7 protein-coding genes and 1 pseudogene are annotated in these 13209 nt (G+C 59.8%); 4 read left to right on the top strand and 4 right to left on the bottom strand.

Features of this window, described 5'->3' with window-relative positions; genetic code table 11:
* Positions 1-240: 240 nt before the first annotated feature.
* From J3361_RS08835 to J3361_RS29470, 4 genes and pseudogenes are all read right to left on the bottom strand, one after another.
* Entirely contained in the window at positions 241-2394 is a 2154-nt protein-coding gene (locus J3361_RS08835) for a glycosyltransferase (protein ID WP_207963955.1), read from the bottom strand.
* Positions 2387-3073: a 2OG-Fe(II) oxygenase gene (locus J3361_RS08840; RefSeq protein ID WP_207963957.1), complete on the bottom strand. Its 687-nt coding sequence runs from the start codon at positions 3071-3073 to the stop codon at positions 2387-2389. Before J3361_RS08840 ends, J3361_RS08835 begins: the two co-directional genes overlap by 8 nt.
* Entirely contained in the window at positions 3067-4605 is a 1539-nt protein-coding gene (locus tag J3361_RS29465; protein WP_243458805.1) for a polysaccharide pyruvyl transferase family protein, read from the bottom strand. The genes J3361_RS08840 and J3361_RS29465 overlap by 7 nt, the downstream gene beginning before the upstream one ends.
* A pseudogene (locus J3361_RS29470) lies at positions 4585-5808 on the bottom strand (ABC transporter ATP-binding protein); the annotation flags it as partial. The pseudogene J3361_RS29470 and the gene J3361_RS29465, both read right to left, overlap by 21 nt.
* A 186-nt stretch (positions 5809-5994) precedes the next feature.
* Here J3361_RS29470 and J3361_RS08850 point away from each other — a divergent pair.
* From J3361_RS08850 to J3361_RS08865, 4 genes are all read left to right on the top strand, one after another.
* A complete protein-coding gene (locus J3361_RS08850) occupies positions 5995-6813 on the top strand; it encodes an ABC transporter permease (RefSeq protein WP_207963959.1) in 819 nt (272 codons plus the stop codon).
* A 139-nt stretch (positions 6814-6952) separates the two neighbouring features.
* Positions 6953-9400 carry a glycosyltransferase gene (locus J3361_RS08855; RefSeq protein ID WP_207963960.1) on the top strand — a complete coding sequence of 816 codons (2448 nt, stop codon included), beginning with the start codon at positions 6953-6955 and terminating at the stop codon, positions 9398-9400.
* Between the two features lie 357 nt (positions 9401-9757).
* Positions 9758-12067 carry a phospholipid carrier-dependent glycosyltransferase gene (locus J3361_RS08860; RefSeq protein ID WP_243458798.1) on the top strand — a complete coding sequence of 770 codons (2310 nt, stop codon included), beginning with the start codon at positions 9758-9760 and terminating at the stop codon, positions 12065-12067.
* 12 nt (positions 12068-12079) lie between these two features.
* Positions 12080-13102: a glycosyltransferase family 2 protein gene (locus J3361_RS08865; RefSeq protein WP_207963963.1), complete on the top strand. Its 1023-nt coding sequence runs from the start codon at positions 12080-12082 to the stop codon at positions 13100-13102.
* Positions 13103-13209 lie beyond the last annotated feature (107 nt).

Raw genomic sequence — 13209 nt, forward strand, 5'->3', positions numbered from 1 at the left:
GTGCGAACACGCCAGTGATAACTACGGCCTCTGTCCTGCGCGCACCTCCTATCTTAGGCCGAATAATTGTTTGCTGCGCGACAGCGCAGCGTCGAAGACGCGGCGGGGGCTCCCTCGCCACAAAAGCTACCCAGCCATCACGCCACAGATTGATCAACGGTAAACCCTGTGGGAGCGAGCCTGCTCGCGATGGCGGCATTACCGTCGACGAAGAGGTTGAAGGTGATGGCCCATGACGGCCTAACCCTTCTCCCCCGGCTCGTTGCGATGAACATGGGCTTGCCAAGCACCCCATTTGCTTTCGAAGTACGCCTGGTTTTTGTCCCAGAGGGCCTGATACTCGCCACTGGCGATCAGCTTCCTGAACGAGGCCTGCCCGTAGTGGTGGATAAACGCATCTTCGGCACAGACCGTGCGGTAGCCGGCCGCCTGCACGCGACGGCTGTAGTCGTCGTCCTCGAACATTCCGATACCGAACGCCTCATCCAGATACCCCACCTCTTCGAGGACGCTGCGGCGAAAGGCGACACAAAACATCGCCAGCATCGAAATATCGAACGAGCGTCCCTTTCGGGCGTCGGTGTAACGGTCTGCAAACGCTTGCATTTGCTGGATGTCGGTGTAGGAAATCTCGATTTTCGCTTCGTTGCCGACCGCATTCGTGACCGGCCCGACCAAGCCGATACTCGGATCGCGTAAATGCCTGACCAGCGGGTCCAGCCAACCGCCGGGCACGACCGTGTCGTTGTTGAGCAGCAGCAGGACGTCACCATCGGCTTCGCGCAAACCCTGGTTGTTCGCTGCGGCAAAGCCGCGGTTGTCCGGGTTGAGGATGATCTTCGCGCTCGGCACCTCTTGGCGCAGGCCTTCAAGATAGTCACCTGTCCCATCGTCCGAGCCATTGTCGACAACAATGAGCTCGTAATGGGGCCAGGTGGTGTTACGCAGAATGCTGTTGACGCATTGAATGGTCAGGTTGAGGTTGTTGTACGTCACGAGCACGATGGAGACTTTTTCGTAAAGGCCGACGATAGCGAGGTGCATGCTATTGAATCGATCCTTCCAATCATTGGCCCGAGCCAGTTCCACGCGCCGTTTGTACAGGGCCAGGTCGCGTTCGGCCAAGGCACGCTCGATCTGCTCGAGGAACTCATCGACTCCGGTGGCGAAGTACAGCAGGTCTTTATAAAGGCTCATCTCCGTCAGTGGCGTAGAGATCACTGGTTTGCCTGCGCTGATATATTCGTAGAACTTCACCGGATCAACCGCATGCGTCACGTTGTAGAGCCTGAAGGGAATCAGGCAGGCATCGAAATGATCCAGGTAAAGCGGCATGTGCGAGTACGGCTTGTGGCCCAACAACTGCACATTGGGCTTGTGCTCGAGGCCCGCCAGATCCTCGACGAAAATATCCCCCACCAGGACGAAGTTCCACGCTGGCCGCCGGTCCGCCAGCGCCGCCAGCAAGGGATAATCAAGCCACTGGGCCAGGGCGCCGTAGTAACCAATGACAGGCCCGACAAGCCCACTCAATACATCATTGGTAAAACAGTGCTGCCGAAAAAAAGCGAAATCCACCGCGTTTCGCACCAGTACGCAGCGTGGGTTATGGGCGCACCATTTCTGGTAAAGCAACGTGGCGGAGACGGTCACCAAGTCGGCCTGGGCAACCAGAGTCTTTTCCTCACTCAGCAGCTGTTCGCCGATGTTCGGAAAGCCATCCCAGTCATCCATGCAGTCATAGTGAATGCGCCAGCCATGCACGGCGCGAAGGCTGAGGGCCACGGGGGTCCAGTAAGCGATATGCACCACCGAGAGGGCAGTTCTGATCTGCATGTCGGCGACCAGCGCAGCCAGGGCTCGCAGCAAGGCTTGATGATTCTCGGGCGTCACTGTTTTTTCGTAATACGCCTCTTGCGCGTCACGCTGCAGTGCCACTTCGAAGATATTGGGCGCCACCGACGCCAATCGATAGAGCCGTCCCTGCTCCGGCACAACGGAGGGGACGATATAAAACACCCGATAACCATTGTTCGCGAACTGGCTCATCAACTGCTGCGGTCGCTGGAAGCGTGCGGCCCACTCGATGTTGGCGAAGCAGAGAATATCCAGGCGCCCTTTCGTGGCGAAATCAGGCGCCACCGAAACGCTCGGCAACGGCTCCGGTGCGGCCGGGTAGACGATTGCCGCGGCCGTTTCGGGAAATTCCTGGGTGGCGGCAAACCCATAGCGCATCACGCGAAACAGTGAGCGCAGGGGTCGGGTGAAACGCCACGAACGGGTGTTTTGCAGGAAGTCGACTTTCGCCAAGGCGATATCGCGCTCGTTGATGGCCGCGTCTCGTTGAGCCAACGCGGCATCGCGGTCGATCAAGGCACTGTCGAGTTTAAGCACGTGGGTACCCATGCAACGGCGTGCTGTCACCCGGCGGCCACATGGAACTGACGGAGCCCGGCCGGTAGAACGTTGCCGTCAGGCTGCGGCGGGAAGATTGGCAGCCATTCACCACGGGAGTGACGGCATGCCAGGAGTTATCCGAGCGGACCAGGATCGCCGAATTGCCCACCAGTGGTTCGATCTCGGCCGCCACGGCGGTGGGATCGTTGCGGTGCAGGATGGTCAGGCAGCCGCCGTCGTTGCGGTCCCAGGACGCATTGAAGTACAGGATATGGGTGACCAGTTTGTCGGGCAGGTCCGGATGGGCGCCCAGGCTCGCCCCGGGGCCGTAATGAAAGACGTTGACCTCCATCGGTACGCTGCGCAGATCAATCCCGGTCAGCTCCGACATGGCCTCTCGATAGGCGGCCGAGCCGAGGTCCTGTGCCAGTCGCAACCACGCCTCGCTCAGTTCTTCGGGAAATGCGATGGTAGGAGCGCCCATGCTCACCAGGGCCCGCGCCTCATAGTCATAGTTTTTCTCACCACCATAACCACTCACCGTCTTGAAGTGATCATGAGGAAAGGACGCCGCCAACGCGGCGGCATCCTCGACCGAATATAAGCCGCCAATTTCCGCCCATGAGAATGGATGAGCCTGTAGCGCCGCTGGTGTGAGACGAGAGAGATCTAGCATTGTCGGTTCTTGTTCGCTGTCAGGTTTCGGATACCACGGGCGATGGAACGCAGTGGTGCGGTCATTCGGAATGAATTGGAGTTCTGCAACTCAAGCATCCTGGCGTCACTGAGGGCCAGTTGCTGGCTGAGCTGGACGATCCGATGTTGCTGGGCAAGCGCCTGGGTTGCCAGGTTCTGCGTCGGTTCGATGCTGTCTGGCTCTGGCTCTGGCTCTGGCTCTGACACGACGGGGCTTGCCGGCCATTCAGCCGGCACTGGGTCATGGCCCTCGGCCCCGGCTTCGAGCAGATTCGGCAAATGCTGTAGAAATGCTCCCAACACCGGCTGCGACGACGTTTTACCCTGGCGAATGATCGCCGCGACCCGGTCCCAATGCTCGACCAACTGATCCGCCGCCGCACGCGCCGCGGGCGATGGACAGGTCTTGCCCACACGGGCGAGAAACCATTGCGGATCGACCGTCGCCACGTCCGGCAACGCGTGAAGCGAGTCGAACCCCGCCAGCGCCGTGTATTTGCCCGTGGTCAGGTCCGCCGAGCAAAACACCGGGACGCCAAACGCCAAAGCGGTGATCGCCAGGTGGTAGCTATGGCCGATGACCGCTTGGGCCTGGCTGAGAATTTCCGCCATCAGTAATGGCTCTGGCCAGAACGACAAGGTAACGGCCCCCGGCAGGCGCCCGGCAATGACCGACGGATCGTCCCCCAGGACGGGGCCAATCGGCACCACCAGGAACTGATAGCCCTGGAATGCCTCGGCGTGGTCTTCGAACAGTTTTATAAAGGATTCCACCACGTGAATGGCATGGATCACGATGTAGGGCCCAGTCAGCCCGGCCCGTTCGCGCAGGCCAATGAACTCGGCCGAGGGTTGCTGCTCATCGATCAAGCGGGGCAAGCCAAACGCGGTATCGGGCAGCACTTCGATCTCGGCCTGTTGAGTCAGCGTGGCGAGGGAATCGCGCGACAGTGCATCTCGCACGCGCACGTACTGGCTCTGCTCAAGGGTCATTTTCAATAGCGGCCTGGCCCAGTCGGGAATACCGTTGCAATGCATCCCGGGGGCATTCCATATGACCGGGACCGCGTGTTGCAGCGCGATGAGCGCCGGGGTCAGCCAATAACCGGTGGGGTGGTGGATATCGGCAGTTGTCGGACCATAGCCGTGGGCAACGACTTTATCGAAGCGGATCAGGAAACCACCGCCGATCAAGACCCCATCCAGGCTCGCCGCGACATGGGGCAACTCCGTCAGCGACGTCACCGCATAAGGCCATTGCGGTCGGGTTTTCCCGTGGTAGGAAAACCGATGCAGGTTGACAGAACCCAAGCGCCGGGTCAGCTCCGCCTCGGCGATGATCGGAAACAGCAGATCGCCGTAGTTCTCCACGTCAAAGGTGCCGAATATGGCAACCTGCCACGTGCGCGTGTCCGGGTGCTCCGTCAACAGCTGTTCTCCTTGAGCCGCGCAGACCTTGGGAGGCGTCGCAACCGGTCGAGGGTCGATCCGCTGCAACCCCAGGTCAACCATGCCCAAAAAGTTCTTGTGGTTCGGCAACATGTCGAACGCCAAGGGGGCGACCTGCTTTTCGATCAGTTGCGAGGTGTCTTCCGTCGCGCCGTGCAACAGCTTGAGCGTGACATGATAGCGCCCCTCGGCGAGGTTGGCCGGGAAGCGCACCGTGATCGCCGCACGCCGCCAGCCGTTTTCGGGCGGGCTGGGTTGCAGTGCGAAGTTGCCCCCGCCGATCACCAGCAGCCTGGCCTCTTGAATGGTGAAGCTGATGTTCGGTTGCGTGATCGATTCATGCAGCAACGCCTCGACGCGAATCTCGATATCGTCCCCATACAGGTAGCTGGACGAAAGTTGCTGGGTGTTGGTGAAGCAGGCAGCGCTGATGTGCCCCTCGTCGGTCCCGAAGGCCATCCCCTCCTGCCCGCCCATGAATGACTTGCGCGTCACCGGTATGACGCCGCCACTGGCCCAGCGACGTTGCTCGTCCCGCATGTCGAGCAAGTGCAGCTCGGCCATTTCATCGGCTGAGCCGCTGGCCACGACCCGGCCTGCGCGCAGGTAGATGACTCGGTGGCAGAAGCGCTTGACCATGCTCATGTCATGGGAAACGAACAGCAACGTCGTGCCTTTGGCAGCCAGTTCTTCCAGCCGGTTCAGGCATTTGAATTGAAAAGAGGCATCACCAACGGAAAGGGCCTCGTCGACGATCAGGATCTCCGGTTCGACACAGACCGAAACGGCGAAGGCCAACCGTACCAGCATCCCGCTGGAATAGATCTTGGTGGGCTGGTCGATGAAGTCGCCGATATTGGCGAAGGCGATGATGTCATCGAAACGAGCGTCGATTTCCGAACGACTCAAGCCCAGCACCGCCGCATTCACATAGACGTTTTCGCGACCGGTGAACTCCGGGTTGAAACCGGACCCCAGCTCGAGCAACGCCGCAATCCGGCCATTGCCCTGGACACTGCCCCGGGTCGGCATCAACGTCCCGCAGATCAGTTGCAACAAGGTGGATTTGCCGCTGCCGTTACGGCCGATGATACCGACGGTCTCCCCCCTCGCGATGGTCAGGGAAACATCGTCCAGGGCCCAGAACTCGCGATAGAACCGCTTCCTGCCGCGCACCAGCATCTGCAATAGACGGTCCTTGGGCGCATCATAAATCTGATAACACTTGCTCAGGTTTTCGGCACGGATGGCCACTTCAAACGACATCGGCAAAACCCTTCCATGAATCACGGCCATTAATGCGGTGCTACTCAATCAGTCCTTCGCTGGGCACTGCGAAAGAGTTAAGCACAGATGGGGAAAAAAACTTCGAATGAACCTGCACGTGGTCTACCCTCCAATGAGGACGCGACTCAGAGAGCATCCGAATATTGCCTTAAGGATCAAGCACCAATGCAGTCGTTCAGCACGTCCCCCACCGCCATGATCAAGAGTGTCCTGGTCAATCGAATCCTGATCTACGTATTGATCCGCAGAGAAGTCATTGGTCGCTACAAGGGGTCGATGCTCGGCGTCTTATGGTCGTTCTTCACACCGGTTTTCATGCTGGTGGTCTACACATTCGTGTTCAGTGTCGTCTTCAAGGCCCGCTGGTCGGGCGGCGGTGAGTCCAAGAGCGAATTCGCCCTGGTGCTGTTCGCGGGCCTGTTGGTCTTCAACCTGTTTTCCGAATGCGTGAACCGTGCGCCAGGCCTGGTGCTGGCCAATACCAACTACGTCAAGAAGATCGTCTTCCCACTGGAAACCCTGCCCCTGGTGTCGCTCGGCGCAGCGCTGTTCCACATGGCTGTCAGCGTCCTGGCCTGGCTGATCTTCTATATCGTCCTGTTCGGAACGCCACCGGCAACAGCCCTTCTATTGCCATTGGTGCTTTTCCCCTTGGTGCTGATGACGCTGGGTCTCTCCTGGTTTCTCGCCTCGATCAGCGTCTACCTGCGTGATATCGGCCAGTTCATCGGCATCATCATCACGGCGATGCTGTTTCTCTCGCCGATTTTCTATCCGCTCTCGACGCTTCCGCAGAGCTATCAGGCCGCGTTGCAGGCAAACCCACTGACGCTGCCGGTGGAAATGGTTCGCGATGTGCTGTTCTGGGGGCGGCCGCCGCATTGGGAGTACCTGGCGGCTTATTCGGCCATTTCCGTGCTGATTGCCTGCGCCGGGTTTGCCTGGTTCCAGCGGACCCGCAAAGGCTTTGCCGACGTCATCTGACACTGTTACATGGCGCCCCGCCCAGTACCCGCTATGCTGATTCATGCCACGGCGGGAGCCTGGCTGGTGATTGACGCACACATCGTTCCTGAAGGACCGAGTGTGCGTCGCCGTATTGACCAAAGGACCAGAAAACCGCATGGACCAGATCAACCGTCTTGTTGATTGCATTGACCAACTGACTCGCTCAACACAATCCAGAACCATTGAAACCTTACAGTTGGTCAAGGAAATCGAGAATCGAGATCGGCTTATCGAACAACTGAACCTTGGTTCGAAAGCGCTTCGCACCCGTCTGTCGCTCCAAGAAGGCAAGACCGGGCGGCTGCGCGAGCAATTGCGGGTGGCCGAACAGCGCCTCAAGGACGCCGAGGCATTAATCCAAACAAAAGAAAAAGAGGCAGTCGTGCTCTCCGATTGGGCGGTGGATCTGCGTGCCCAACTGGCGGCCAAGCAAGCCGAGCTGTTCAAGCTTTCCGACTGGGGCAACGCCATCGAACGCGCTCCGCTGCGTTATTCGATACGCAAGCAATTGTATAAATTATCGCGTCGGGTCTACGCCTGGTTGCCACTCCCCGCACAGCAGAAAAGCAAACTGGCGCGGCGGCTTCGAAGTTGGTTGAAACCCGGCACGGCGACACCCGGCGAATCATCGACAGACGCCAGTCTTGCGCTGCAACCTCTGCCACCGCCGGTCAACCTCGCAGTACCGTCCAGCCTCGGGCAGCCCACGATCCTGATGTTCGGCGTAATCGACTGGCACTTTCGCATCCAACGCCCACAAAACCTGGCCAAGGAATTGGCCCGGGCCGGACAAACGACTTTTTATATCTCGAACAATTTCATCGACGACGAGGCCCCCGGCTTCGAAGCAGAGCCCTTGGAGGGCTCCAACCGGCTGTTCCAGATCCGTTTCAAGGTGCTCGGTGCACCGGCCATTTATCATGCCCCGCCGTCAGCGGCCGCGATCCGCCAGTTGTGCGAAGGCCTGGCGATGCTCCTGCAAGCGGCGAACGTCGATGCCGTGGATTGCATTGTCCAGCACGCCTACTGGTTTCCGCTGGCCAGGCGTGTCCCCAACGCCACGCTGGTCTATGACTGCATGGATCATCATGAAGGCTTCGGCAACGTGGCCCAGGAACTGCTCGACCTGGAAATCGCCCTGATGCGCCGGGCCGATCTGCTGGTGGCGACATCCGACTGGATCGAACAACACGGCAAGCGGGAAAACCGCAACGTCGAGGTGATCCGCAACGCCTGCGAGTTCGGTTTCTTCAGCCGACGTCCCGACAAGGTCTACCGGGCTCCCGGCAACAGGAAGATCATCGGTTACTACGGCGTCATTGCCGAATGGTTCGATCTGGACCTGGTCAAACGCGTCGCCCAATCCTTTCCGCAGCACCTGATCCTGTTGATCGGCAGTGACATCGTCCAGGCGAAAAAACACTTCAAGGCCTGCCCGAATGTGGTCCTCGAAGGTGAAGTCCCGTATACCGCCCTGCCCTACTACCTCCACGCCATGGACGTTTGCCTGCTTCCGTTCAAGGTCATGCCGTTGACCCTCGCCACCAACCCGGTCAAGGTCTATGAATACCTGAGCGCGGGGAAACCGGTGGTGTCGGTGAAACTGCCGGAGTTGAGCCAGTTTGGCAAACTGGTCTGGGCGGTTGAAGAGCCGACTGAGTTCATCTCGACCCTGCGCAGTGTCCTGGGCGCACTGCCGGAGGACAGCGCCACGCTGGCGGCACGTCAGTCGTTTGCCCGGGGCCAGACCTGGCAGCATCGGGCCGCCAGCTTGCGCGAGGCCATCGCGACATTGCCCGTGCCCAAAGTCAGCGTCGTGGTGTTGACCTACAACAACCTCGAACTGACCAAGGCCTGCCTCGACAGCCTGTTGACCCAGAGCCAGTACCCGAACCTTGAAATCATCGTCGTCGACAACCACTCCAGCGACCAGACCCCGGCGTTCCTCACTGCCTGGGCCGACGGCCATCCAGACCGGATCGTGATCCTCAACCAGGACAACAAAGGATTCGCCGCCGGCAACAACCTGGGCCTCGCCGCGGCCAGCGGCGACTACCTGGTTATCCTGAACAACGACACGGTCGTCACCGCCGGCTGGATCAAAGGCTTGATCCGCCACCTGCAAGACCACAAGGAGATCGGCATCATTGGCCCGATCACCAACAACATCGGCAATGAGGCCAAAGTCAGCACCCGCTATGAGCGGATAGAAGACATGCCCGCCGAAGCCGCGCAAATGACCCGCGCCCGCATGGGCGAGTGGTTCGAGATCAACACCCTGGCGTTTTTCTGCGTGATGTTCCCGCGCTCGACCTACGAGCAGATCGGTGGCCTGTGCGAAGAGTACGGCCTCGGGTTTTTCGAGGATGACGACTATTGCCGCCGCGTACAGCGTCGTGGCATGCGCGCGGCCTGTGCCGAAGATGTTTTCGTTCATCACCATTTGTCTGCGTCGTTCAACACCTTGGGTGCCAGGAAAAAACAGGCACTTTTCGAAAAGAACCGGGCGATCTACGAAAGCAAGTGGGGATCCTGGGTCCCGCACACGTACCGAGACGCCTGAACGTTCTTCGCATGCAACGCTATTTACTCAAGGGAGCAGATGAATGTGTGGCGAGGGAGCTTGCTCCCGCTGGGCCTGTAGGAGCTGTCGAGCGAAGCGAGGCTGCGATCTTTCCCCGGACACTTGAATCCCAAGTGAAAGATCAAAAGATCGCAGGCTTCGCCAGCTCCTACAGAGCCCAGCGGGAGCAAGCTCCCTCGCCACGAATCTTTGGTTTGCCTTAATGGACAGTGTTGTCCCTTTAGCCGAGACGATATTTTGCCCAGATTCAGCCTCAAATATGCAGTAGTGCTGTTGGTTCTGCTGGTAAGTGCGGTGGTCGGTGTATACGGTTTTTCGACGCTTGAACTGGCGTCCATGAACAGCAGTAGCCGGACGATATTGCTGTCAGTGGCAGTTCTTGCCGTCCTCACCGTCTTCACTCGCAAGCCACCGCTCATGCTTTGCCTGGGTTTACTGGCGTGCCTGGCCGTTGCCTGCGCGCAAGCTTGGCCGGTGATAGTGGTCGTAGTCTTCGCGCTGTCTGCCACGGTGCTCGGCAGGTGGATGCTCGGGCAAGCAGCCTCTGCCGACTGGAGTGTCCATCTGCTGGTAGGTGCCGGTACGTTCGGTACGCTAACGGGCCTGGCCGCGTATTGGCCGATCAACTACCCCTGGCTATATGGCGCGATGCTGTCGCTGCCGCTGCTACTGGGGTACAAGCACGTCACCGGGTCATGGCGTGAACTGCTGCGGCACATCCAGGCCACCCGCTCAGCACAAACACCCCTCCAGACCGGGCTTGACGTCCTGATCGGCGGCTTTGCCTGCCTTTACGTGCTGGTCGCCTTCATGCCGGAGGTCGGGCATGACGCGTTGGCCATGCACCTCTTCGTCCCTTCCCACCTGGCCCAGCGACATCAATGGTCATTCGATGCCAGCACCTATGTGTGGGCCGTCATGCCCATGCTGGCCGACTGGATCTACAGCATCGTCTATATGCTGGCCGGCGAAACGGCAGCGCGCCTGAGCAACAGCGCATTCACCTTGCTGCTGGCGTGGCAGATCCGCAACATGACCCTCTGGGCCGGAGGCTCTGCCACCAGTGCCCGCTGGGCAAGCCTGATCTTCCTCTCAACGCCCCTCGCCTTCGCCGAAAGCAGCAGCCTGCATATCGAGTCGGCGTGGACCGCCTTCATGCTGGCCGGCACCCTGGCGATCCTGAAGGTCACAAGCTTCACGCCGGATCCCAGGGAGCGCCTGTCGCAACTGCTCCTGGCCGGCGTCCTGCTGGGCTTCGCCCTGGCGACCAAGGCCGTGACGCTGAGCATCCTGCCGGTCCTGCTGGTGATCCTGCTGGTGCACTTCAAGGCCTGGGTTGTGCCAGGCATCGTCAAGACGCTCCTGCTGGGCAGTGCCGGCCTGATACTGGCCGGCGCCACTCCCTACCTCTGCGCCGGGGTCTTGACCGGCAACCCGGTGTTCCCGTTTTTCAACGCCATCTTCCATTCGCCGCTCTGGCCCGACATCAATTTCGAACCGCCGGCCACGTTCGGTACCGGGATGACCTGGGATACCCTCTATCGAATGGTTTTCAAGTCGCCCCAGTTCATCGAAGGGCGCGTCGGTGCGGCCGGTTTCCAGTGGCTGTTGCTGCCCACGGCCGCCGTCGCCGTGCTGTTGAGCGGCAACAGAAAAGCCCTGTGCATTCTCCTGGTTGGCGCCGGCGCGATGTTCACGACGTTCCACTCAACGGCCTACCTGCGTTATGTGTTCCCGTCCTTCGCGCTGTTTTCGGTGATCCTGGCCCTGCCCTTCTCCGACGCCAGGGTTTTCCCCCGCAGCCTCGCCATCGTCGCCGGTGCCCTGCTGGTCCTGACCAATACCCGCTTCATTCAGGCCGCGACTTATTACGGCGACATCAGCCCCTCGGCGCTGTTGAGCCAGGCAGGTCGGGAGGCCTATCTGTTGGAACGCCTGCCTATCCGGAAAATGGTCGATACCGTCAACGCCTTGAACAGCGGTGATCAGCCCGTGGCGGTCTTTGCGTCGCCGCTGATGGCCGGTTTGCACGGCGATGCCCTTTACGCATCCTGGTACAACCTGAAGTGGAAAAACGAATTCGAGGCGGCGGCCTCACCCTCGGCGCTCACCCAGCGCTTGCGCCAGCGTCAGGTGAACTGGCTGCTGATTGACCTAAAATCCCTTCCCCAGGCGCCTCTCGATCGGCTGCTCGCTGTGTCCACGTCGTCTGCCAGATTGGGTGACCTGGACCTGCGCAAACTCAACGTCACGCACGATGAACACCTGCTCAACCCGGAGCTGTCCAGCCTCGAAGGCTGGAGCCTGACTTCACCCTCGGCGTATGACGCGGCGCGCAAGATCCTGACCGTCAACGTCAACACACCGGCCACGCAGCGGGTCGAAGTGACACCGGGCCTGACGTACATCAACAGCGTGTCCGCACGCTGCGCAACGACCGCCACCACCGGCAGAATCCAGACCAATTGGATGGACGACCAAGGCGATTTCATCACCGCCAGCATCGAGACATTTGACTGCACCACGCAATGGGAGACCCATGAAATGAGCGTCGTTGCCCCTGCGAATGCCACGTCCGCGATCATCTATGCGTCCGGGCATACCGACACTCCCGTGGCATTCAGGTCACTTTCATTCAGGCAATAGTGGGCGATATCGATGAACTCAAAAACCGAGCTTTTCACGGATGAACAGCGAGTCGCCGTCGTCATCCCCAGCTATCGGGTCACCGCGCACATTGTCGGCGTCATCGACGCCATAGGGCCGGAGGTCTGGCGCATCTATGTCATCGACGATGCCTGCCCGGACGGATCAGGCGGGCATGTCCAGGCCTCCTGCAGCGACGCCCGGGTCAAAGTGCTGCCCCATGACGTCAACAAAGGCGTCGGTGGTGCGGTCATGACCGGCTATCGGGCAGCCCTCGCCGACGGTGCCAGTATCATCGTCAAAGTCGACGGGGATGGTCAGATGGACCCGACGCTGATCCCGCTGTTCATCGAGCCGATCCTGGCGGGTGAAGCCGACTACACCAAGGGCAATCGATTTTTCAATCTGGAAGAAGTGCAATCGATGCCGCGGCTGCGCCTGTTCGGCAACGCCGTGTTATCGCTGATGGCCAAACTGTCGACGGGTTACTGGGATCTGTTCGACCCTACCAATGGCTACACGGCGATCCACCGTGACGTCGCCCGGCTGCTACCCCTGGACAAGGTCAGCCAGCGCTATTTTTTCGAGACCGACATTCTGTTCCGCCTGAACACGGTGCGCGCCGTCGTGGTGGACATTCCCATGGAGGCCCGCTACGGCGACGAAGTCAGCCACCTCAAGATTTCGAAGATCGTGGGCGAATTCCTGTTCAAGCACCTGCGCAATTTCACCAAGCGCGTGCTCTACAACTACTATTTACGCGACATGTCCCTGGCGTCGATCGAGCTGCCGATCGGCATTCTGATGTTGTTGTTCGGCATCTTCTTCGGCAGTTATCACTGGTATGAGTCGGCGCAGAATAGCGTCGCGACGCCCGCCGGTACCGTGATGCTCAGCGCCCTACCCATGCTCATGGGGTTGCAGCTGATCATGGCGTTCCTCGGTTACGACATCGCCTCGGTACCCAGCCGGCCACGGCAATCCAGGCGTGGTAAAGCAACGTCATTGCGGGAAGAAAACTCATTAAAGCGCTAAGAGATTTTTTATCCGACCCGTCGCTCAAGACCTTGGATGTCGATGGCAACGAACGCCTCGAACTTCACGGTAAAGTGCTTGAACGCAAGCGAATGCTGCGGGAAGTC

It is taken from the genome of Pseudomonas sp. OA65, from assembly GCF_017498305.1.
Classification (GTDB): domain Bacteria; phylum Pseudomonadota; class Gammaproteobacteria; order Pseudomonadales; family Pseudomonadaceae; genus Aquipseudomonas; species Aquipseudomonas zanjanensis.